At 71.0% G+C, this 23564-nt stretch carries 16 protein-coding genes and 1 tRNA gene; 5 read left to right on the top strand and 12 right to left on the bottom strand.

Features of this window, described 5'->3' with window-relative positions:
- Nucleotides 1–84 precede the first annotated feature (84 nt).
- On the top strand, nt 85–6219 hold the full coding sequence (locus tag ABZ642_RS22880; protein WP_360486990.1) for a DNRLRE domain-containing protein: 6135 nt from the start codon (nt 85–87) through the stop codon (nt 6217–6219).
- Nucleotide 6220: 1 nt separating this feature from the next.
- Entirely contained in the window at nt 6221–6403 is a 183-nt protein-coding gene (locus tag ABZ642_RS22875) for a hypothetical protein (protein WP_360486987.1), read from the top strand.
- Between the two features lie 109 nt (nt 6404–6512).
- Here ABZ642_RS22875 and ABZ642_RS22870 read toward each other — a convergent pair whose 3' ends face one another.
- Nucleotides 6513–7055 carry a DUF4383 domain-containing protein gene (locus tag ABZ642_RS22870; RefSeq protein WP_360486984.1) on the bottom strand — a complete coding sequence of 181 codons (543 nt, stop codon included), beginning with the start codon at nt 7053–7055 and terminating at the stop codon, nt 6513–6515.
- Between the two features lie 69 nt (nt 7056–7124).
- Complete coding sequence (locus tag ABZ642_RS22865; protein ID WP_360487327.1) at nt 7125–8417, bottom strand: hypothetical protein; 1293 nt, start codon at nt 8415–8417, stop codon at nt 7125–7127.
- 344 nt (nt 8418–8761) lie between these two features.
- Here ABZ642_RS22865 and ABZ642_RS22860 point away from each other — a divergent pair.
- Nucleotides 8762–8833, top strand: a tRNA-Val gene (locus tag ABZ642_RS22860).
- A gap of 46 nt (nt 8834–8879) precedes the next feature.
- On the opposite strand, the gene ABZ642_RS22855 is transcribed toward ABZ642_RS22860, so the two are convergent.
- The 8 genes from ABZ642_RS22855 to ABZ642_RS22820 form a co-directional block, all read right to left on the bottom strand.
- Entirely contained in the window at nt 8880–9209 is a 330-nt protein-coding gene (locus ABZ642_RS22855) for a hypothetical protein (protein WP_360486981.1), read from the bottom strand.
- Nucleotides 9210–9422: 213 nt separating this feature from the next.
- On the bottom strand, nt 9423–11543 hold the full coding sequence (locus ABZ642_RS22850) for a glycosyltransferase family 39 protein (protein ID WP_360486978.1): 2121 nt from the start codon (nt 11541–11543) through the stop codon (nt 9423–9425).
- A 56-nt stretch (nt 11544–11599) separates the two neighbouring features.
- Nucleotides 11600–12679: an NlpC/P60 family protein gene (locus ABZ642_RS22845; RefSeq protein ID WP_351692170.1), complete on the bottom strand. Its 1080-nt coding sequence runs from the start codon at nt 12677–12679 to the stop codon at nt 11600–11602.
- Between the two features lie 44 nt (nt 12680–12723).
- The gene (locus ABZ642_RS22840; protein ID WP_360486974.1) at nt 12724–13206 is read right to left on the bottom strand and encodes a poly-gamma-glutamate biosynthesis protein PgsC/CapC; all 483 of its coding nucleotides are present in this window, start codon (nt 13204–13206) and stop codon (nt 12724–12726) included.
- Nucleotides 13203–14663: a poly-gamma-glutamate synthase PgsB gene (gene pgsB, locus ABZ642_RS22835; RefSeq protein WP_360486971.1), complete on the bottom strand. Its 1461-nt coding sequence runs from the start codon at nt 14661–14663 to the stop codon at nt 13203–13205. The genes ABZ642_RS22840 and pgsB overlap by 4 nt, the downstream gene beginning before the upstream one ends.
- A gap of 15 nt (nt 14664–14678) precedes the next feature.
- Entirely contained in the window at nt 14679–16931 is a 2253-nt protein-coding gene (locus tag ABZ642_RS22830; RefSeq protein ID WP_360486968.1) for a cache and HAMP domain-containing protein, read from the bottom strand.
- A 291-nt stretch (nt 16932–17222) separates the two neighbouring features.
- Complete coding sequence (locus ABZ642_RS22825; protein ID WP_360486965.1) at nt 17223–18560, bottom strand: hydrolase; 1338 nt, start codon at nt 18558–18560, stop codon at nt 17223–17225.
- Between the two features lie 230 nt (nt 18561–18790).
- On the bottom strand, nt 18791–20692 hold the full coding sequence (locus tag ABZ642_RS22820; protein WP_360486962.1) for an SMI1/KNR4 family protein: 1902 nt from the start codon (nt 20690–20692) through the stop codon (nt 18791–18793).
- Nucleotides 20693–20797: 105 nt separating this feature from the next.
- Between ABZ642_RS22820 and ABZ642_RS22815 the strand changes: the two genes are divergently transcribed.
- Entirely contained in the window at nt 20798–21370 is a 573-nt protein-coding gene (locus ABZ642_RS22815) for a hypothetical protein (RefSeq protein ID WP_360486959.1), read from the top strand.
- A 117-nt stretch (nt 21371–21487) separates the two neighbouring features.
- On the opposite strand, the gene ABZ642_RS22810 is transcribed toward ABZ642_RS22815, so the two are convergent.
- Nucleotides 21488–22429 (bottom strand): 2-dehydropantoate 2-reductase, encoded by a 942-nt coding sequence (locus tag ABZ642_RS22810; RefSeq protein WP_360486956.1) that lies wholly within the window; start codon nt 22427–22429, stop codon nt 21488–21490.
- Nucleotides 22430–22521: 92 nt separating this feature from the next.
- Here ABZ642_RS22810 and ABZ642_RS22805 point away from each other — a divergent pair, with 92 nt between their 5' ends.
- Nucleotides 22522–22755: a DUF2277 domain-containing protein gene (locus tag ABZ642_RS22805; protein ID WP_360486953.1), complete on the top strand. Its 234-nt coding sequence runs from the start codon at nt 22522–22524 to the stop codon at nt 22753–22755.
- A 112-nt stretch (nt 22756–22867) separates the two neighbouring features.
- Here the strand turns inward: ABZ642_RS22805 and ABZ642_RS22800 are convergent, their stop codons facing one another.
- On the bottom strand, nt 22868–23479 hold the full coding sequence (locus ABZ642_RS22800; RefSeq protein ID WP_360486950.1) for a VTT domain-containing protein: 612 nt from the start codon (nt 23477–23479) through the stop codon (nt 22868–22870).
- Nucleotides 23480–23564 lie beyond the last annotated feature (85 nt).

Genomic DNA, 23564 nt, shown 5'->3' with positions numbered 1-23564 from the left:
CAGAGGAGTCCCGTGAGGACCAGTCGCACAAGCCGTTCCCGAAAAAGACCGAACGGCTTATCCCTGTCCGTCTCACCTCGACAGGTGACAACGGCAACGGCACTGGCGCTGTTGCTTGTCGCCGAAGCGGCCGTAACACTCTCGACCACTGGACAAGCCTTCGCCACCCCCGCTCACGAGGCGCGCACCACCTCGGCGGCGAAGCACCACGCCACCTCCAGCGGGCCGCTCTCGGCTCCTGACGCGGCGTCGGCACTCGCGACGGCCCGACTGCGCAAACGCAAGGTCGAGATCCTCGACCAACTCACGGCCAAGACCACGACTTGGGCCAATCCGAACGGCTCACTGACCACCCGGTCGTATGCCGCGCCGATCCGCTTCAAGCGAGCCGGGCAATGGGTCGACGTCGATACGACCCTCCACATGACTGCCGGTGGCTCTGTCGCGCCCAAGGCCCAGTCGAATGGTCTGGTTCTCGCGCCCGGTGGCAAGAACGCCGTGCTCGCCGGCATGGGTTCGGGCAAGCATCGGGTCGCGGTTGGCTGGAAGGGTACGCTTCCCAAGCCGTCGATCAAGGGTACCACCGCCACCTACGCGAACGTCACACCGGGCGCGGACGTGACCGTGCAGGCGACGCGGACCGGCTTCGAGGAGAACGTGATCCTCAAGTCGCGCCCCAAGGCCGGTTACAGGGTGACCGTTCCCGTCTCCGCGAAGGGACTGACGGCCAAGCAGCGCAAGAACGGCTCGATCACCTTCACCGACGCCCACCGCAAGGTCGTCGGCACCATACCGGCGCCCGTGATGTGGGACGCGCAGGTCGACGCCAAGTCCCTGGAGCACCCGCACCGTGCCCGGGTGAAGATGACCATGTCCCAGTCCGGTGACACGGTGAATCTCACCCTGACCCCGGACGCGAGGTTCCTGGCCGACCCCAACACGCAGTACCCGGTCACGGTCGACCCCTCCACGAGCCTTTCTCCCCTGCTGGACACGTTCGTGGAGAACACCGACACGACCGCCGAGTACACCTCCACCGACCTGAAGCTGGGCACCTACGACAGCGGCACGGACGTCGCCCGCTCGTTCCTGGAGTTCCCGGTCCTCCAGCTCGACAACACGCAGATCCTGTCCTCGTCGCTGAACCTGTACGAGTACTGGGCCGGTGGCTGCGTCCAGTCGCCGTGGGAACTGTGGGAGTCCGGAGAGTCCTCCACGGACACGGTCTGGTCGAACCAGCCGGTCTGGAAGTCGAAGTACGCCACGACCTCCCAGACCAAGGGCTACTCCAGCGACTGCACCACCTCCAGCGCGGAGGGCTGGGTCTCCATCGACCCCTCGACCTTCCTCCAGTACGCCGGTGACAACGGCTACGACGTCGCCTACATGGGCTTGAGGGCGTCCGACGAGACGGACAGCAACAGCTGGAAGCGTTTCTACTCCGCCAACGCCTCCGCCAACGTGCCCTACCTGTCGGTGACCTACAACTCGTACCCGATGCCGTCCGCCCCCACCGTGGCGCCCGGAGTCTCCTCCGTCTCCGGCTCCACCACGACTCTCTTCACCAACACGACCACTCCGCAGCTCCAGTCGACCGTCACCGACGCCGACGGCGGCAACGTCATGGCCCAGTGGAACGTCTACGACACCACCGGTGGCGCCAACACCAAGGTCATCTCCAACCTCAACGGCTCCTACACCGCCTCGGGAGGCATCTCCAGCGCCTCCGTCCCGGCCGGAACACTGGTGAACGGTCACACCTACACCGCGTGGCCCTACGGGTACGACGGCTCCCTGTGGTCGCGTCAGACCGTCCCGAACGGACTGGTCTTCACGATCGACACCACGAAGCCCGGCGCGTCGACGGTCGCCTCCACGGACTACCCCTCCGGCGGCTGGGGCAAGGGCGCCGGACAGAGCGGCGCATTCACCATCACCCCGCCCTCCGGCGGCACGGACACCTCCGGCGTCGTCTGGCAGCTCGACTCCGGGGCCCAGAACTCCGTGGCGACCACCGGTAGCGCGGTGGGCGTCAGCGTCACCCCGTCCACGGACGGCCCGCACACCCTGACCGTCGCCACCCGCGACAATGCCGGCAACCTGTCCGCATCGACGGTCTACAGCTTCAACGCGGGCAACGGCGCTGTCACCTCACCCACCGACGGCACCAGGACCGCGCGGCGTGTCACGCTGACCGCCGCCGCAGCGTCGTCGACGTGGCAGTCGGTGAAGTTCCAGTACCGGCGATCCGCAACGGACAGCTGGACCACCATCCCGGTCGCCGACGTGACGTCCGGCGGCAACGCGGTGAGCAGTTGGCCGGTGGCCGTCACCAGCGGTGCCAACTCCCCGCTCGTCTGGGACGTTTCCAGCACCTTGGGCGACGACGGCTCGGTCCAGGTCCGTGCCGAGTTCACGGACACGTCTTCGGCAAGCCACGACACCTCCGCGGTGACCGTCACCCTGGACCGCGCGGCCACTCAGACCGCCAGCGCCCCGGTCGGACCGGGCACGCTCAACCTGTCGACCGGCAACTACACCCTGTCCGGCCCGGCAACCTCCGTCCTCGGAATGTCGGTCGGCCAGACACTCGATTCCCGCACCCCCCAGGGGACCCCGCCGGCCGGTCAGATCGCGCCCTTCGGGCCCGGCTGGCAACTGGCGGGCGCTTCCGCGACGGCGCTGACGGACTACACCGAGATCCGTCCGGTGACCTCCACCGCCGTGGAACTCGTCGGCTCGGCCGGCTCACAGGTCTCGTTCACCAAGACCAGCAGCGGGTCCTGGACTCCGGAGCCCGGCGCTGAGGCGTACACGCTCAGCTACAGCAGCTCCGCGGACACCTACACGCTGACCGACACCTCGGGAACGACGACGGTCTTCGCCAAGTCCTCCACCACGGCGGGTGTGTGGGCCGTCGCCTCGTCGAGCCCGCCGGGCAGCGGCACCTCGGTGCGCTACCGCTTCGACTCCGTGACCAGCGGCAGCACCACCACGATGCGCCTGGCCCGGATGGCGGCACCCACGTCCGCGATCTCCGACACCAACGCGTCCTGCCTCACCCCGACGACGCCGGCAGTGGGCTGCCGGGTCCTGCAGCTGAGCTATGCCACCGCAACCACCGCGACGGGCACGACCAGCGGTACGTTCGGCGACTACACCGGCCAGGTCAGCATGATCGTCATGTGGGCCACCGACCCGGCCACGGGTACGGAGACCTCCAAGACCGTCGCCCAGTACGCGTACGACTCCACCGGCGCCCTCCGCCAGGAGTGGAACCCGCAGATCACGCCCAACCTCGTGACCGCGTACACCTACACCTCGGCCGGCCGGGTGGCCACACTCACGCCTCCGGGCCAGCTCCCCTGGACGTTCGCCTACGGCACCGCGGGCACCAACGGCGACACCAACGCGGGACGCCTGCTGAGCGTCTCCCGCCCGACCCTCACCCCGGGCTCCGCGTCGTCGACCAACGGCACGGCAACCACCACCGTCGTCTACGACGTGCCCCGCACCACCTCGGGGGGCGGCCCCTACGCGATGGGCGCCTCGGACGTGGCCTCGCTGGCTCAGGCCGATGCGCCGACCGACGCCACGGCGATCTTCCCCCCCGATCAGGTTCCCACCTCCAACACCGGATCCGGGAACCTCACCTCCAGCTCCTACACCCGCGCCGAGATCCACTACCTGGATGTCAACGGGCGTGAGTCCAACACCGCCACTCCCGGTGGGCACATCACCACCACCGACTACGACGCTCTCGGGAACGCCGCTCGCCAACTCACCGCCGCCAACCGTGAACTCGCCCTGGCCGCGAGCACCGACACCGAGCTCAACGTGCTCGGACTGGCAGCGATGACCACCGCGCAGCGTGCCACCCTGCTGTCCACGGTGAACGTCCGCGACAGCAGCGGCCAGCTCCTGACCGACATGTACGGCCCGCTGCACCAGGTCACTCTGGAGCACGCGTTGGCCGCCTCGGGTACCAGCGCCGCCCGTGCGGCCGGCTCCGTCGTAGCCGCCCGGACACACGTCCACAACACCTACGACGAAGGCCGTCCCACCGACGGCTCCGCGAACGCGTCCGGCCTGGTGACCACTGCCGTCACCGGCAGCACCATCGCGGGCTACGCCACGGACGCCGACACGCGCACCACCAGGACCACCTACGACTGGACGCTGGGACAGGCGACCAGGACCACGGTCGACCCGTCAGGCCTGGCGATCACCACCGCGACGGGGTACAACTCCGCCGGCAAGGTGACCTCCAACTCCCAGCCGTCCTCTACTACCGGCTCCGACGCCGGCACCACCACGACCACCTACTACACCGCTACCGGAAGCAGTCCCTGCGGAGGCCACCCCGAGTGGGCCGACCTGGTCTGCCAGACCGCTCCCGCCGGCGCCATCACCGGTGGTGGCTCCAACCCGAGCCAGCGGGCCACCACGACGACCACGTACAACCTGTACGGCTCGCCGAGCACGGTGACCCAGACCGCCAACGGCGTCACCCGTATCAGCACCACCACCTACGACGCGGCGGGCCGCAAGAGCACGGTCGCGGTCTCCGGCGGTGTCGGCCAGGCCGTGCAGACGACGACCACGGCATACAACGCGAGCAACGGTCAGCAGTCCAAGGTCTCGACGCCGGACGGCGCCTCGAACACCTGGAGTTACGACCAACTCGGCCGTGGGATGTCGTCGACCGACGCGGACGGGAACACCGTCGCGGTCCAGTACGACGCACTGGACCGCCCCACGCAGACCACCGACACCGCGCCGTCGACCACCACCTACACCTACGACACCAGCAAGGACCCGCGCGGTGTGCCGACGACGCAGACCGACTCCAACGCCGGGGCCTTCAGCGCCACCTATGACGCCGACGGCAACCTGAGTACGGAGTCCCTGCCGGGGTCGATCACCCTCAAGACCACCACGGACGAGACCGGACAGGCCACCTCCCGGGTCTACACCGACGCGAACGGGAACGTGCTGCTCTCCGACCAGGCGGGGTACTCCGGAACCGGGCTGGAGGTCAGCCGGGCCCAGTCCACCACCGGAGGCCTCGGCGTCAACAACACGTACTCCTACGACGCCGCGACGCGCCTCTCGGACGTCAGCCAGACCGTCCTCACCACCAGCGCCGGCACTGGCGCGACCAGTACCTGCACCACGCGGCACTACGCCTTCGACAAGGACTCCAACCGCACGGGCCTGACCACGGCCGTCGGCGCTGCCAAGGCGGCCTGCCCCACCAGCGGCGGAACCACGGTCAGCCACAGTTACGACAGTGCCGACCGTCTGGTCGACAGCGGCTACACCTACGACGCCCTCGGCCGCACGACCGCTGAACCGAGTGGGACGACGACCGCGTACTACGCCAACGACCTGGCCTATCAGCAGACCTCCGGCAGCAGCCGCGTCACCTGGCAGCTGGACCCCGCAGGCCGCATCCGGTCCTACACGTCGGAAACCAACACGTCCGGCACCTGGACCCAGAGCGCGGCCCGCACCAACCACTACGACGGCACCTCGGACTCGCCCTCCTGGATTCGGGAGAGCACGAGCGCCTACACGCGCAACATCAACGACATGGCTGGAGACCTCAGCGCCATCTACTCCTCGGCGACGGGGCACTTCCAGCTGCAACTCACCAATCTGCACGGTGACATCAACATGGTGCTGCCTGTCAACGACAGCGCCACCCCGGTCCTGGTGATGGCGGCCGACGAGTACGGCAATCCGCTCACCGGTACCAGCACCTCGCGTTACGGCTGGCTGGGCGGCAAGCAGCGCTCCAGCGAGACGCCCACCGGGGACCTTCTCATGGGCGCCCGCCTCTACGTACCGACCGCAGGACGGTTCCTCACCACCGACCCGGTCTTCGGAGGCAGCGCCAACGCCTACGATTATGTGAGCCAGGATCCGGTCAACGCCCTTGACCTGAACGGCTTGTTCAAGATCTACCGGAACAAGCCGTACATCGCACTGGTCCTGAACACGGCCGACCAGCGTGCGATCGCGCAGGGCGCGGTCTGGGGCATCGCCGGAGCGGTGGGCGGATTCTTCGCGGGCGCCGTCGCGGGCCTCCTCAGCTCGTACATCGGCGACCACTGGTCGCCCCGGCAGAAGGTGTTCATCTTCAAGTACGGCACCCATCGCAAGTGGGGCATTTCCTGGCCCTACTTCATCCTGGTCTACTACGGATACTGGTGAGGTGACGATGGCATCCAGCGCTGGACGCATCCTGCTTTTCGTACTCGCAGGTGTCTGTGGCGCTTTGATCGAGGGCTTCATCACCGACAGGGGACTGCCGTCGACGCGGTCGCTCCTGGTGTGCCTGTGTGGCGGCGCAGTGGCGGGCGGTGTGGCGGAGCTGATCCGTCACCTGCGCAGTTGACCGGGCGGCGCTCCACCGACACCGTCCTGCCATGACGGGGACGGCCCGGGAGGATTTCGTCTTCCCGGGCCGTCCCCGATGCACGGCCCGGCGTCCCAGGCGGCAGTCATTACGGCACCTGAGCTTCTGATCCGGCCCGCTGCTCCGCCTCGGGGTGGCGGGCCCGCCAGTACGGGTTGTCGTGCGGCAGGTTCGTGCTGACCCTGCCGTACATCCCGAACACCATCAGCACGAGGCCCACCACGAAACTGAACAGCACGTTCTGGATCCCGAAGGCCAGGAAGTTCGAGTCCGTGCCGAGCAGGCCCAGGAACAGGAAGCCGTTCAGGATGAACAGCACGCCGAGCACCATGTTCAGCGTGGAGGCGAAGTTCCCGCCGATCACCATGCCGACGAAGAGCAGCAGCCCGACACAGATCGACAGCACGCTCAGCGCGCCGTTGGTGTTCAGGCCGATCGCGGTGTTTCCGCCCGTGTCGAAGAAACCGATGTTGTTGGTGAGCCCGAGGATCCCGAAGGCCACCAGGAACAGGCCCATCAGGCCCGCACCGATCCGGTAGATCCTGTTCAGGCGGTGGTCGACGGGCAGTGCCTCGTCGAACATGATCCGCCGCCGTGTCCCCGGGTGCGCTGCGTGTGAGTGTGAGGCCATCTCCGCCTCCTGCTCTCGAATGCGGGTCGCCTTCCAATATCCGCCCGGTGCGGGTCATCGGCAAACGCCTCAGTGAGGGGTGCCCCGGTCCTCCCGGATCTGCCCGACCACCCGCGCGACCGACTGCCGTACCGCTTCCGTCTCCGTCAGGAAGTGCCAGTAGTCGGGATGACGCCCCTCCAGCGACCCGGCCGCCCGCTCCAGCCGGGCCACCGCGTCGTCCAGCGGCCGCGCGTGCCGCGGATCCGGGCTGGTCCGCCCGGCCATCGCCAGCCGCTGCGCGTCCCGGATCGCGAACCGGGTCCGCTCGATCTCCGCCCGCGGATCCTTCTGTACGGCATTCAGCCGGGTCAGCCGGTCGCCGGCCGCCGACACCGCCTCGTCGGTGCCGTTCAGCAGCGCCCGCACGGTCGACAGCAGCGAGGTGGCGTCCGCCCACTTCTGCGCGTCCCGCGCGGCCTGTGCCTCCTGCAGCTTCTGCTCGGCCTGCCGGACGTTCTCCACGGCCTGCCGGGGTACCTGCTGCAGGTCCTGCCAGCAGGCCGCCGAGAACCGTCGCCGCAGCTCGCTCAGCACCGGGTCGACCTGCCCGGCCCGGGTGGTCAGCGCCTGCGCGCGGGTCCGCAGGCTCACCAGCCGGTGATCGATCTCGGCGGCCTTCTCCGGCAGCCGCTCGGCCTCGACCCGGATGGCCTCGGCCTCCCGCTGCACCCGCCCGGCCCGCTCCAGCGTCGTCTGTACACCATGCTGTCCGGCGCCCTGGTTGAGCTTGGTCAGCTCGGGCGCGAGCGCGGCCAGCCGGGCCGCCAGATCGTCGGCCCTGATCTGGGTCTTCCGTACGGCATCGAGCGCGTTGCTGGCCGCCAGCAGCGCCTGCCGGGCCCGCTCCACGGCGGGCGCGAGCCGTGCCAGCTGCGTCTCGGCCTTGCCGAGCAGCGGCCCCAGCGACTCCCCGAACCGGTCCAGCTCCCCCTTGACCCGGACCAGCTCGTCCTTGGCCCCGGAGATCTCCCCGCGCGCCCGCGACGCGACCGAGGCCTCCAGGTCGTCGCGGTCCAGGTCGTAGGCGTCGATGGCCTGGATGTACCGGTTGCTGACCTCGTCGATCCGCCGTCCCAGCGCCTCGAAGTCGGAGACGGCACGACGGGCGGCCGGAGTGTCGTCGACGGCGGAGATGGTCTCTATGGAGATCCGCAGATCCCGCTGGGCGGTGTCCAGCTCGTAGAAGGCGTTGGCCGCGGCGTCCCTGGCCGCCTGGGCCTCGGCCCGCTGACTCTCGGCCCGTCCCCCGAACCACCGCCGGGTGCCGCCACCGGCGAACGCCCCGGGCACCACGAGCACGGCCAGCAACGGCAGGCTCATCAGGCCGAGGACATCCCGGAGCGGGGAGCGCCGGGCCTGCACGGGACGCGAATACGACTGCTCGGATGCCGCCGAAGTCGCCGATGTCGCCGTCACTTCTCCCTCTCCCGTGCCGTGGTGCGCCCCTGTGTGCTGGCGGTGCTGACATTCTCCCACCCAGGAAAGGCGAACACACGGGTCGGTCAGTTCGCGGTTCGCGTGATCACTTCGCCGGCCAGGAGGCGATGGTTCCGACCACGGACTCGATCCGTGCCGCTCAGCCCATGGAATCGCTGCGCCTGCCCGACCCGGAAAACGGAATTGCGGGACTGAGTCCGGGACGATGTAGGCTGTCGAATCGTCTCGGGTGCGTAGCTCAGGGGTAGAGCGCCTGCCTTACAAGCAGGATGTCGGCGGTTCGAAACCGTCCGCGCCCACTTCGAAGAAGACCCCGGCCGGATCGGCCGGGGTCTTCTCGCGTTCTCAGCCCTCCCCGTGTGCGTGCTTGAGGCGGCTTCGGGCGTCGATGCGGTCCGGTGCCGTTATCTCCGCCCAGAAGCGGTGGCCGCTGACGAACACCGCGAGTTCGTGTTCGCGGCGGCGCAGCTTCTCCACTTCGGCCTGTTCGTCCTCGGTCCAGCCCGGGGAGGCGGGGCGCTCCACCTTGCGCCAGCCGCCGTCGTCACTGAAGCCGTCCAGCGGCTCGACCGACCAGGGGAGCCGCTTCAGCAGGGCCGACAGCTCGGCCCGGACCTGATGCAGCTCCTCCTGACCGGCGAGGAGGTCACTCGGAAAGTCATAGGTCGCAGCCACGCGGCAATGGTACGCCTGTTCGAATTTGAGAGGCGAGCTCGTCCATGGGGTTCATGTGTTCGAGCATGGTCGGGTGGCCGGGGACCAGCGCTGGTCCCCGGCGTCCCGCAGAAACGGACGTGCGGTGCCGACCGCGTCCGGCTCAGGCGGGCCCCGCGAGCTCTCCGGGTCGGCAGGGATCGAGCGGCTGCTCCGGGCGCGGCCCCGTCGGGCTCACTTCTGGGCGTTGCAGTCGTAGAGGGTGAAGCTGCCGCCGGCGCTGCGGCCGTAGGCGGTGGGCTGGACACGGGCGCAGTGGGACTTCACCCAGGTCGTGACCGCGGTGGTGGGGCGCTGGCTGGTGAGCAGCGCGTAGCGCAGCTGGTGGGCGGCGACGAGGCTGCCGAGCTGCCGGGCGGTGGGGAAGGGGGTGTTGCCGGTGAAGCCGCCCATGACGAGGATGGGTTCGGACTTCGCACGCAGCAGGGGCTCGGCGCCGTAGGCGGCCTGGGTGGCCAGCAGGTACTTCTCGCCGTGGCGGTGCTCGGTCAGGTAGTCGAGCAGGGCGGTGTCGCGGGCGCTGGGCTTGTCGAGACCTATCCGCTGCGGAGCGTGGTGCTGACGGACGCTGTCGTAGTACGCGTTGCCGACCGGACCGGCTATCGGCGCGGTGGCGGCGCCCGCGTAGAGCGGGTCGAGGCTGGAGGCGGCCCAGCCGGCCGGTGCGACCAGGATGGCCGCGATTGCGGAGGCGAGGGCCGCGCGGACCATCCGTGAGGAGGTGCGCGGGCCACGGGTCCACAGGCCCACCACGCCGCACAGCGCGAGCATCACGGCGATCGGCAGCAGCCAGGAGACGAATCGGGTGGGCCAGTCGAGCACCAGCGCCCATGCCGCCGTCAGCACGATCGCCGCCGGCAGCGCCAGGTGCCGTCGGCCGCCCGATTCGCCCTCGGACCGGGGTTCCGATTCGTGCGCCGACCCGTGCTCGGATTCGTACGGTGACACGTGCGGCGACCAGCCCTGCGAACCGTACGCCGGCAGGTACGGCGACCAGGGCTCCGGCTCGTGGTCCGATCCGTGGTCCGATGCCTGCTCCGGCTCGTACTCCGATCCGTGTTCCGGTTCGTGCCCCGACCCGTCCTTCGGCGCGTACGCCGACTCGTACTCCGACCGGAAGAGCGCGAGCCCGCCGCCGGCCAGCGCGGCGAGCGCCGGGGCGATGACGGCCATGTAGTAGGCGTGGTTGCCGTTGGAGGCGCTGAACACCACGGCGTGCACGGCCAGCCAGCCGCCCCACATCAGAAATCCCGCGCGCAGCATGTCGGTTCGCGGCTGACCGGCGCGCCAGACGATGCCGAGGACCGCGGCGAGCACGGCGAGCGGCAGGAACCAGGCGACCTGGGGGCCGACCGTCTGGTTGATCAGCATGTCCCAGCCGGTGTTGCCGGTGGTGCGGCTGGTGGCGGTGCCCGCGACGGCACCGAACGCGGTCGAGTCACTGCTGAAGCGGCTCAGGCCGTTGTAGCCGAAGACCAGGGCGAACGGGTTGTTGTCGGACGTTCCGTCGAGGTACGGGCGGTCGGCGGCCGGTGTCGCCCAGGCGATCAGCACCCAGAAGCAGGAGACCGCCAGCGCGACCGCACCGGCCAGCAGGACGCGCAGAGCCCGCTTCAACGGCGTTCCGGGCGCGACGACCAGGTACACCGCGGCGAAGACCGGCAGCACCAGCCACGCCTGCAGCATCTTCGCCTGGAAGGCGAGCCCGACCCAGATCCCGCAGGTGATCAGCGGCAGCAGCCGCTCGGTGCGCACCGCCTTCTGCAGTGCTCCGGCGGCCGCCACCAGGAGCAGAGTGAGCGCGGTGTCCGGGATGGTGGCCCGGTTGAGGACCACGGTGACCGGGGTGACGGTGAGCGCCAGCGCGGCGATCAGCGCGGCGAACGGCCCGGCCCAGGCCCGTACGATCCGGTGCAACAGCCATACGGTGAGCACGCCCTCGACGACCTGCGGAAGAGCGGCCGCCCAGGTGTGCGGGCCGAAGAGCCAGACGGAGACGGCGTCGGGCCACAGGGCGCCGGGCAGCTTGTCGATGCTGACCGAACCGCTGGTGTCGAGCCCGCCGAAGAAGAAGGACCGCCAGCTGCCGGCCATCGACCGTATCGCCGCACCGTAGAAGGGGTGGAGCGCGGCGTGCCCGATGCCCCAGGAGTACAGCAGCGTGGCGACGGCCAGCACCGCGGCGAGCGCCGGGCGCTCCCAGCGCGGGGCGTCTTCCGGCAGGCCGGATCGGCGGTTCGCCGCCCGGCGGCCTCGGTGCGCGCCGGTGGGCCGGGCGGCGGGGATGGCGGTCATGGCAGTGGTCCTTGGATCAGCAGGTCAGGTGGAGCCGCGGTGCACTGGCGGCGGGATCACAGGCGGCGGGCGGACCGGAAGCCGCGGGCGTAGAAGTCGGTGCCGTCCAGCAGCGAGCGGCCCGACAGGTCGCCCAGGGTGGGGCCGTTGGCGGCGGAGCGGCTGGAGTAGAAGCGGTGCCGGCCCTGGTCGTCGAGGCCCATGTATATGCCGCAGTGGTCGATGAAGTCCGGCCGGTCCTTGATGATGGCGAAGAACACCAGATCGCCGGGTTGCAGGATGCCCAGGTCGGTGGCCTGCTTCGTGCCGGTGTGCGGGATCACCAGGCGGCCGGGACCGTAGGCGGCGATGGCGAAGGCGCGGCGCGGCAGGCCGGTGCCCTTGGTGTTGGTGTTGTGCAGGGGGATGCCCATGCGGTAGCCCCACACCAGACGCTGGAAGCCGGAGCAGTCGACGTCGCCGTAGCGGGCCTGCTCCGGCTGCACGCGGGAGCCGTCCGGGAAGGTCCAGGGAACGCCCAGATAGTCGTAGAAGTCGGACTGTTCGTCGTGGTAGGCGAAGTCCAACGGGTTGTTGACCTCGGAATTGCGCGGGCCGAAGTGCGCGGTGCCCGCGTAGCGCACACCCTTGGCGTTGTGCTTGTCGGGCGCCCCGGCGCTGCTGTACTGGAACGCCACCGCGAAGACGTCCGGGCTGGTGTCGCCGAGCGTCTTGTCGAACCAGCCCTCGAACCAGGCGGACTTCTCCATGCCCCGCTGCCACGGGTGCGGCAGCACCCGTACCCAGGCGTCCGTGGTCACCTTGGCCTCGGTGGTCCGCGGCTCGCTGAAGCTGCGGGTGCGCCCGGTGAGCACGGCCGTACGGGCTCCGTCGGTGAACGTGGCGAGGGTGCCGCCGTCGGCGGCACGGACCACGGTGCGGTCGGGGGCGGACAGCCGCTCGAAGGTCCGCTTCCCGGCGCTCGAACCGGTGCCCGTGCCGTCGGCGGCCGTGCCGTCGCCGTCGTCGCTGCTGCCGTGCCCGAGGCGGTTCCAGGCGTACCCGCCCGTCACCCCGGCGGCCGCCACGCCCGCGATCGTCCCGAGCAGAGCACGGCGATTCGGGCGGCTGCCTCTGCCGGCGGAGTGGGAGTGCATGGCCGATCCTCCTGGAAGTACGGGGTGTGAGGGTGGTGGGCAGGTCACCCGGTGGGCAGGACGCCGATGAGCAGACCGGAGACCAGCACCACGTACGTGGCCAGCGTCACGGCCGTGGTCGAGATGACCGTGGCCGCCATCGGCTGACGGACCATCTGGTAGGAGACCAGACCGGGGACGATGAAGCCAAGGGTCTGTGATGTGTACAGCAGCGGGAACTCGTGGCTGAGGGCGAGCATCACGGTGGTCTGTATCAGCACCGCGCTCAGCACCACGGCGGCGAACAGCCGCTTGCCGTAGAGAATCACGGTGCGCTGCAGCAGCTTCGTCGTGAAGTACGTGAGCACCGCCACGACGACCATCAGCCCGGCCAACTGCACGTCGGTGACGAGCGTGAGGGCGATCCAGCCCGGGGTGATCATGCCTCCCGGGGAGAGGTTGGTGGTCAGGTAGCAGACGAGCGAGAAGACCAGCCCGAGGGCGATCCCAAGTGCGGCGGTCTGTGCGGTGAGATGGGCGGGGATCACGGGTTCCTCGTGGACTGGGGCTGATCGTAGGAGTGGCGCGGGTCGTCCGTGGTGCTCTGGCTGTCGGGCCGGCCGTGGCGGGCGGCGAACTGGCGGGCGAGTTCCCGCTGATTCGGGATGTGGAAGCTGTGGGTCGTCTCCAGCGGTGCCACCCAGCTGTACGGCTCCGGCTCGGGCGGCCGGCCCATCGCGACCTGCGGCCGGACCAGCGCGATCTGCATGGTCTCCTGGTCCAGGCCGTCGCCCTGGGGAACGGCGTCGAACGGATCCTCGGACTCGTCCAGCGGCAGCCCGGCGAGGCATTCCAGGAACAGCTCGCCCTGGCCGTGGATGTTGCCGATCGCCACCATCGAGGAAGTCGGGCCGAGTTCCGCGAGGATCGCCTCGGTCACCTCCTCGGGATCCCGGCGGTCGCCGCCGAGATCCACCACCCGCCCGGTGAAGCCGGCCGGAATCGCGTCGCGGGCGCTCTTGGTCGGGTGGCCGATCAGGAACACCGTCTCGGGGGCGAGGCCGGGGACGATCGCGCCCATCTGGCCGTTGCGCTCCACCCGGTCCGGGCGGCAGTTGATGACCACGTTGAGAGGCCGTCGGATCGCGCCCAGATCTTCCAGCTGCTGGACGTTCATCAGCGTCGACTCGGGGTCGTTGGCCGCGAAGACGTTGGCGAACCGCAGTTGCTTGCCTTCAGGGGTGACGTAACGTTCCACCGACAGCACGCCCGGGTCGGGCGGCGCGTCCCACATGCCCTGCATCGCGGTCTGCCGCTCCACGCCGAGCAGTTCGGCGACGGCCAGCGCGATCGCCACGTTCTCCTTGAAGGTGAACCAGCTGAAGCCGCGCAGCTCGGCGTCGGTCACCGACTCCGGATCGACCGCGATCAGACGGCAGTTCCGCTTGTCGGCCTCCTCCTGGAGGATGTGCAGCCGGTCCTTCTCCGCCGTCACGCACACCCCGCCCACCGGCATCGAGCGGGAGAGCGAGCGGGCGACATCGTCCAGCGTCGGCCCCATCTCCTCCAGATGGTCCTCGCGCACGTTGCACAGCACGCCGATCGTGGAACGGATCAGCTTCTCCTGATTGATCTCCTGCAGTGCGGGCATCACCGCCATGCACTCGATCACCAGCGCGTCCGGCCGGTAGGCCGCCGCCCGCCGCACGATGCCGATCTGCTCGACGACGTTGGCCAGCCCGAACTTGCGGTACACCGGCTCCTCGGTGGCATCCGGATGGATGAACCGGGCCGCGGTGCCGGTGGTCTTGGCCACCGTGACCAGGTCGCCGCCGCGCAGCGCGCCCGCGCACAGCCGGGTGATCGAACTCTTGCCGCGGATGCCGTTGACCAGCACCCGCGTCGGTATCTGCTCCAGCGAGGCGAAGTGCCGCCGCTGCTCCATGATTCCGGCGACCCACAGCCCGGCGCAGCACAGCAGGACTATGACATAGAGGAAAAGCATGCCGATTCCGTCCTTCTACCGCTGGAGGGTGGTCTGAGGCAGGGACGGGAAGGGCCCGGCGGCCTGGCCGGATCTGGCCGCCCGATCGCGGTCCGCCAGGGCCTGGCGCATCAGTTCCAGGCTGCGGGTGACCGAGCCGATCTCGTCGTGGTTGACCGGGTGCAGCACGGTGCGGCGGTCTCCGCCGGCGAGCCGCTCGACGAGCACCGCGACCGAGCGCAGCGGCCGGACCACCACGACATGCAGCCAGCCCAGGCAGGCAGCGCCCAGGGTGAGGCCGAGGATCCCCGCGAGCATGGTGCGCTGCTCGGCCTGCACCGCGGGAATCTGGAGTGCTGCCGCGGGTTCCGCGGTCACCACGTGCCAGCCGAGTCGGGCCGTCGGACCGCTCTGCGCCAGCGGCGCGGCGGCGTCGACCGAGGGGCCGGAGGATGTGCGGAGCACTCGCGAGGTCGCGGTGCCCGCGGTCCCCGGGGCGCCCTGGGTGGCGCGGGCGAGACGGCTCAGACCGGAGTCGGGCAGCGACTGGAAGGCGCGGTAGCCCACGTTCGCCGCCAGCACCTTGTCGTCGCCGTCCGTCACCCAGACGCTGCCCAGTTTCGGTCTGGACAGAATGGAGTTGAGTGCCTTCACGTCGATCTCGCCGAACAGGACCACGCCGGCCGCCGGGGTCTTGCCCTTGGCGGCCCGGACCTGGGTGTAGGCGGCGATCGCCGGGATCCGGCCCGAGGTGTTGACGGTGGTGATCCCGCCGCCGCCGGGCACGTGGGCGATGGTGCGCAGCGGTGACCCGCCCACGCGCAGCGAGATGCCGCCCGAGCTGTCCAGGAGATACAGCGAGCGGAACTGCTTGTGGTCGGCGAGGGTGCGCCGCAGCGCCTCGGTCTGGGCGGCCCGGTTGCTGCCCGGCAGGCTTGCGGCCGCGTCACTCAGGTCGGTGTACAGCTGGTCGAGGGACTGCCGGACCCGGTTCGACGCGATCTCGGTGCGTGTCTGCTGGACGGCGAGGACCGAAGCCGGCACCGCGGTCGCGGTGTCCGCCCGGTTCAGCACGAAGATCATCGGCGCCGCCCAGCAGACCAGCACCAGCACGCCGACCCCGGCCAGCGCCCGGTAGCCCGGTCCGCGCCGGACCGGGAACTCCTGCGGGCCGCTCTCGCCGAGCAGCTGCCGGCGCAGCGACTCCAGTGCCCGCCCGATCCGGGCCAATTCCCCGAAGCCGTTCACCGGCACCGGCCGGGACAGCTCCTCCCACGCGGTCGGCCCGGCCTCGGTCGCGCCCCGGGCCAGACGGCCGGCGGACAGGTAGAGCCGCAGCAGCGGCCGCTGCAGGAAGAAGTGCAGCGCCAGCCCGAGCAGCAGCGCGAGCACGACCAGCGCCCCCGCGGCCTGGAGCGCGAAGCCCGAGTAGTCGACGGCGGTGGTCGTGGCGGGCACCGCGCGGAAGGTGAGCACCACCAGACCGAGGCCGTCGGTGTCGCCCGGGCCGGTCGTCGAGGCGACCTGGGCCCAGCCGGCCACCGTGCGCCGGTTGCCCGTGGCGGCGCCCAGCAGGCTTCCCGAGGCGTCGGTGTCATGCCCCGACCCCTTCGCCGCGCGGGCCGCCGCCGAGGGCAGACCGCTGTCGGCGGCGGCCGGCGACGCCGTGCCGTGGGACGCGGTGGCGAGCGCGGTGCCGCTCGCGTCCAGCACCTCGGCGGTGCGTCCGTCGCCGTACGCCGTGGGGGCGGGGAGCGCCTCGGAGACCACCAGCAGCCACTGCCGGTCGGGCCCGCTGGGGACCTGGTTCTGGTCCTGGTTGGCGTCCTCCTGCTGCGCGGGCAGCGTGACCTTGGCGAAGTACAGCAGTTGCCGCGTCCCGTCCGACGTCACCAGCCGGGGCGGGATCGCCCCGTGCCCGGAGGCCGTCCTGGCGACGTCCACCCCGGCGAGCTGCACCGTCTTGCCGCCGACCGCCAGCAGTTTGCCGGTCTTCGGGTCGAGCAGCGCACTGCCCAGGATCCCCTTCCTGGCAGAAGTCAGTGCTTTGAGCGTGGTCGCGGGGGTCGATGTGCTCGTCGCCGGGTACGCCTTGGCCGTACGGCGTACCGTCCTCGCCTCGGCGTCGATCGTGGTGCGCATCGACAGCGCGGTGTCGGCGGCGATCTGCTGCTCCCCGTCCGACACCGCCTGCGGCACACCCGCGGAACGGATGCCGTCGAGGGCGATCATGGTCAGGGCGGCGACCACCAGCAGGAGTACGACGAGTGAGGCGATCGGCGGGCGCACCCCGCCGAGCATCGGCATATCGGCGCGGCGGCGGGTGCGGTGTCGGCGCGGCGCCCGAGGGGCGGAGGGCAGGGCAGGAGGTCCTTTGTCAATTGGCGCCGGGCGCCCGAACGTTCTACAGCTCGAACACTCTAGCGCCACGCGATTACATAACCGTCACACTTTCACGCCTGTTTCGTACGTGTGAACCAGGCCGCCGGATATGACGGCCGACACATGCGGGCCCACGGCGAGCCGAAGGGCGGACCCACGAGCAGGATCCGCCCTTCGGATGTCCGGCCGGCTGTTCGGTCAGGGGACGAAAGAGATCTCCGGGTACTTGCTGCTGGACCCGTCGAGCAGGGTGCTGTGCTGCTTGCGCAGCTCTTGGTCGAAGAAGGCCGCGAGGTAGACACGCTGGACCGCGATCGCGCGGTTCGGGTCGATCGTGCCGTACTGCTGCTGGATCTGCGCCTGCGAGAGCCCGAGCAGGCGCGCCTCCTGCGGGATCATCCACTCGTTGTCGCTGAAGGACAGGTGCGCCGCGCCCTTGAGCTTGATGTCGACCTTGTAGCCCTTCAGGTGCGACCACAGCGTGCGCCACGACGAGTCGTTGTTGCGGTTGTGGCTGCCGGAGCTGAAGAGCATGAAGGGGCGCTTCAGGTCCTTGCTCGGCGCCGTCCCGAAGAACTGGCCGTCCAGGTTGGCACCGGCGTCGATACGGCTGTCGAGCTGCATGGCGGTGTCGACCGCCGCGCCGCCCAGCGACCAGCCGAACATCCCGATGCGGGACATGTCGACCGACTTCGTCAGCCCGGAGGGGAGCGTGGCCTTACCGGCGTCCGGGTTGCCGCCCGTGCTGAGCGTGTTGAGCTTGTTGATGACGAACTTGATGTCGGCCGCGCGCACCTTGAGCGTGTCGGAGGAGTGGGCGCCCGCCGGCATCTTGTTGACCTCGAGCCGGCTCTTCGGGAACTGCACCTCGTTGGCGTCGTGGGTGTGGTCGACGGTGACGACGAGGTAGCCACGGCTGGCGAGGTCCTGGACGAGCGCGGTGCCCATCGCGCGGTCCGAGTGCAGCCCGGTCGAGTACAGCAGGACGGGCAGCTTGCCGAGCGTGGTGTTCACCGGGGCGAGCACATGACCCGCCGTGGTCGGCAGCGTCACCTGCTGCGGCGACAGCCCGCGCGTGGCGAGGAAGTGGGCGCCGGAGATCGACGGCATCCACGGCGCCTGATAGTGCCCGGACGTGGAGGTGGCCGGATACCAGAGCGACACCATCAACTCGCGAGTACCGCCCACGTACGGATCCGTACGGGACGTGTCGACGAGGTGCAGGCCGACCATGCCCACGCTGTACTTCCCCGACGGTGCGGGCATCTTGAGCTGAAGAGCGTTCGAGGCCGTGCGGCCGGCCGCGAGGGTCTTGGGCTGCAGGGCCTTGTGGCGGCCCAGCGGCGCCTCGTCGTTCTCGGGTGCCCAGGGCGTGCTCGGGGCGGACGAGGACGCGGTGGGCGCAGGCGTGGCGGACGACGTCCCGGTGGCCATCGCCGAGGTCAGCCCCACACCCAGTGCAACGGCCAGCGCACCCGCCGAGCCGACCGCTACGGCGATCATTCTGCGGCGGTGGCGCAGGCGGCGGTGATTCATGAAACCCCCTCGTGGGTCAGCGATCACAGAACAGGCGATCGACTGCCGCACACCGTACCGTGACAGCGGCCTACGGACGCGCGCGCCCCGGACGCCCCTGTAGTGACGTCAAGTACCGGATATCGAGCGGTCGGTGTCGTCGCTGCTCAGTGGCCCGCCCGCCGGAATGCCCGGCTGAGCGCCCTGGACATCGTCCAGGGCGCTTGACACCGAGACGGCAGGCTCAGCCCCTACGGCCGCCCCAGGTCCACCCGGACCGTCAGGTACGGCTCTCCCGGCCCCGGAGGCCGGTTCCACGGGCGGGTGCGGAAGGTGTGCAGGCGGCCCCGGGTGAGGGCCAACCGTGGCAGGCCGACGTGGAGTTCGGCCGTGAGAGCCGCCAGGGCGCGGCGCTGCCGGGCCTCGGCGGACGCGCCCGCGGGGGAGAGGAACGCCTCCGGTACGGGACCCCGGGTGTCGGACCTGGCGTCGCGGAGCGTGCAGCCGTAGCGTTCCGCGCCGTTCTCCGCGACGGAGAGGTGGAAGACGGGCGGGTGTCCGTGGCCGGATTCGCTCCACACCGTCACCACGCGGGTGTCCGCGGAGGCGGCGAGGCCCGGGGAGACGAACCGACGTTCGTCGAACCGTCCGCCCGGGCTCGGTGCGAAGGCGAAGCTCCAGCCCGGCCCCGCCCGGCCCACGGCCGTCAGCGCCCGGTCGGCCCAGGGGGGAACCTCCTCACCGCCCCGGAAGCGTTGCCGCGCCTCCCACAGCGTCGCGGGGTCATTGAGGACGGCGGCCCGGTCGGCGCCCAGCAAGGCGGGCAGCTCGGCCGGTGCCACCCCCTCCACGAGCAGGAAGCGGTACGACGTCAGGAAGTTCCCGGGGTCTCCGTCCGCCAGCCAGGCCAGACCCGGCGGGTCCAGGTCGGCGGTGGGCGGTGGGGCCTCGCCCGGCTGTCCGGCCCGGGGCGTCGCCAGCAGCTCCCGGCCGCGCTCCGGGGTGATCAGGGGTGCCAGGAGCGGGTCGGCGCACAGGCCGAACGGGGCGAGATGGTCGGCGCTGAGCGGACGCCACTCGGGCAGCGCGGCGCGCAGGGTGTGCCAGGCCGCGTCCGTCTCGCCCCAGCGCGCCTGTTCGCGCGCCTCCTCGACGGCCCGTCCGAAGAGGCCCTCGGCGGTGTAGCGGAAGGTGCCCGCACGGATCCGGCGCAGGATCCCGCCCGCCGCCTCGCGCACCGCGTCCGACGCGCCGGGCAGGTCATAGGGCGACAGCTCCTGGTCCCGGCGCATGCGCGCGTGCTCGGCCACAAGCACGGGCACGGCCTCCGGAACATACACGGGGTCGGCCGCCAGGCCGCGGAAGTACACCATGTACGTCTCCCCGAGCAGCCGGCGGAGCTGGTCGCGCAGCCCCGCCGCCCGCGGCCTGCCGTACGACAGCGCCTCCGCCAGCGCGGCCTCGGCCCGCTCGTACCGCCCGCCCAGCGCGTCCAGCCGCGCCGCCTCGACGGCCGCGTCCTGGGCCCGGGTGGTGGCGTTGACGAACTCCGTCCCCGTCCCCGCCCGCTCCGGGCCGCTCGCCGCGAGACTGTGGAACTGCCGGTACATCGCCGCCATGAACGCGCCGAACGAGCCGTACCGCGTCGGCTGGTCCGCGTGCCAGGGTGCCCAGGTGTATACGGCCCACTCGCCGGAGGCGTCCACGTCCCCCGGGTCCAGCAGGACGTAGGTGGCGTCCGACTCCACGTCCACCTGCAGCGCGCGCCCCCACATCCCGGCCAGCAGTACGTCCTCGGGCGTGGGGTCCTCGTCGAGCTCCCCGGGGAAGTACTCGGAGAGCCCCGACGCGTCCTCGTGCCACCGGGCCTGGTCGGTGCCGGCCAGCAGCCAGACGAAACCGCCCGCGTGCCGCCAGCCGTCGCTCACCGCGAGAAACGTCCGGTACGACGGCGGCAGCCGCTGCCCGAGCCGCTCCTCCATCGCCCGTATCCGCTCCTCGGGCGCGGGCGGGAAGCCCAGCCACCGCGTCCGCAGCGGTTCCTCGTCCCGCGCCGGCCGCCCGTCCTCCGGCGTCTCCCCGTCCCGCGCGTCCGCCCACTCCTGGCTCCACCGCACCAGGAGCGACCGCCACTCCTCGATCGTGTCCGTCATGCCGGTGATCCTGGCAGCCGGCACTGACAGTGCCCCGCCCGTGAGTGAGAGCCTGGAGGCGGAGATCGCGTTCCCGCCCGGCGGGAGAACGGAGCACAGGACAGGATGAGCGGGCAGCAGTCGACGTTCGTGAAGGTGTGCGGGCTCACCCAGGAGCAGCAGATCGACTGGGCCGTCGAGTTGGGATACGACGCGGTCGGGATCGTGGTGACCCCGAAGAGCAAGCGGTACTGCCCGCCCGAGCGGGCCGTGGAACTCGCCGGGTACGCCCGCGGCCGGATCCCGGTCTTCGCCGTGGCCCTGACCTACGCCGAGACGGCCGAGGTCGCCGAGCACTTCGACACCGTCCAGATCTACGAGACCGCCGCCGTCCCGAACCTCGCCCTCGCCTCCGGCACCCCGCCCGAGCGGCCGGAGGCGCTGCAGTACTTCTTCTACGACGCCAGCGCGGGCAGCGGCGTGTTCGCCGATATCCCCGCCTGGGTCGCGGACGTGCCCGGGAAGGTCGTCATCGCCGGCGGCCTCGACGAACACAACGTGGCCGGTGTCATCGAGGCCTTCGGCCCCTACGGCGTGGACGTCTCCAGCAGCGTCGAGACCGCGCCGGGGGTCAAGAGCCGCGAGAGGATGGCCGCCTTCATCGCCGCGGCCAGGACCCCCGGGCGGGACGGCCGCTGAGCGCTTCGCCGGAGGCGCCGTGACGTGCAGTCGTTCGGCCGCGGTGCCGTCGTGGCCGGTCGCACCCCACGCCCCCTCGGGGCGTCACCGCACCGCAGCCGACTTCGCTCGACCCGCTCAGTGCCCGGCTTCGCGCAACTCGCGCACGATACGGGCCGTCACCGGCACGGGTACCCCGTGGCGGTCCGCCGCGCGCAGCAACGCGCCCCCGATCGCGTCGAGTTCGAGGGGCCGGCCGGCCTCCGCGTCACGTTGCATCGAGGACTTGGCGGCGGGCGGGAAGGCGTCGTAGCGGGACAGGGCCTGGGCCGGGTCGACCGGGGCGCCGCAGGCGCGGCTGACCGCGGCCGTCTCCGCGACCAGCGAGGCCAGTTCGTCGCGGTGCCGGGTGCGGGCCTCGCCGAGGGGGAGACCGTAGCGGGTGGTGAGCAGGGCGAAGGGCGCGAGGAACGACATCTTCGCCCACAGGGCCGTGGTCTCGTCGTCCAGGACGCGGGTGGCCGGCCCGGCCGCGGTGAGGGCCGCGGCCAGGTCCTCCAGACGGGGGCGGGGGACCTTGGCGCCGGTCAGGTCGATCTCCGCGAAGGGGCTGGTGTGTTCGACCAGGCCGGGGGCCGTGCGGGTCGACTCGACGCGGATCACGGAGGGGGCCACGCGGTCGGGGGCGTAGCGGGCGCGCAGCAGCGCGGGGTGCTCCACGCCGTTCAGGAACGGTACGAGGAGGCCGTCGCCGAGGGCCGTGGGCGGGATGCGGGTGAGGGCCGCGTCCAGGGCGGTGGCCTTGACGGTGATCAGGCAGGCGTCGACCGGTTCGCGCAGGGCCGTGTCGGCGTCCACGGCGGCGGTGAAGTCGCCGAACAGGGCGCTGCGGACCTGGATTCCGGCGGTACGCAGGGTGTGGGCCGTCTCCTCGCCGGCCAGGCACAGTACGCGGTGGCCGGCCCGGGAGAGCAGGGCCGCGAGCAGGCCGCCCACGCCGCCGGGACCGAGAACGGCGACGGTGAGCCGGGCACCGGGCGGACTGTCCGGGCTGTCCGGCGTGTTCGGGGTGTTCGTCATGGGGGCTGTCCTCTCGTCGGTCGGCCCCGGGAGCGGTGGCCGCCTCAGGACGATCCTCGCAGGAAGGAAGGGGACTGCGGGAGACTGGGGACATGTGCCGGAGTATCAAGACCCTGCGTCCGCCTCAGCTGGCCGAGGAGGCCACCGAGGACGAGATCCGTGCTGCCGCGTTGCAGTACGTACGGAAGGTGTCCGGGTTCCGGGCGCCCGCCGCGCACAACCGGGAGGTGTTCGAGCGGGCGGTGGACGCGGTGGCGGAGGCCACCGCCGCGCTGCTCGGGGGGCTGGAGGTGCGGGGGCAGGCGGTGCGCGAGGCCGCCGGCTGAGGCCGCTGGGCTCCCGGGCGCTCCCGGACCCTCGAAGTGCTGGGGGAGGCAGGGTTCAGGCCGGGCGTCTTCGCAGCGCTCCCGGACCCTCGAAGTACTGGGGAAGCAGGGGTCAGGCCGGGCGTCTTCGCATCAGGAACCCCGCTCCCGCGCCGGCCCCGAACAGCGCCACCACCGACACCGCCGTCGCCAGCCAGGTCGCGCCCAGCCACTGGGCGCCCAGGTAGCCGAGGGCGACGCTGTAGACCGCCCAGCTGAGGCCCGCCAGCGCGGACCAGGGGAGGAACTCGCGGACGCGGCGGTGGGCGGCGCCGGCGCCCAGGGAGACGATCGAGCGGCCGGCCGGGGCGAAGCGGGCCAGTACGACCAGGGCGCCGCCGCCCCGGGACAGGGCCTCGCCGAGACGTTCCTGCGCGCTGCTCAGCCGTCGGGAGCGGGCGATCGCACGGTCCAGGCGGGCCCCGCCGCGCCAGGCCAGCCGGTAGGCGACCAGGTCGCCGAGGACCGACGCGGCGGCGGCGCAGAAGGTCAGCGCGAGGATGTCGGGTATGACGTGCGGGACGCGCCCGGGAGCCGCCCCGGTGCCCGCCGCCGCTGCCGTGGCCGCGGTGATGACCAGCACACCGCTGGGCAGGACCGGCAGGAACACATCAAGCAGCACGGAGAGGGCCACCATGGCGTATATCCATGGCCCGGCCTCCAGCGACCCCATGCTTTCCCACACGACGGTTCCCCCGTGATTGTCCTGTTGCGCCCCCCGACGTCAGCCATACAGCGTACGCGGAGGGTGTGACAGGAGTTTCACGGGG

The organism is Streptomyces sp. NPDC007157, assembly GCF_040634235.1.
Lineage (GTDB): Bacteria > Actinomycetota > Actinomycetes > Streptomycetales > Streptomycetaceae > Streptomyces.
This window is presented reverse-complemented; position numbering and strand designations above follow the sequence as displayed.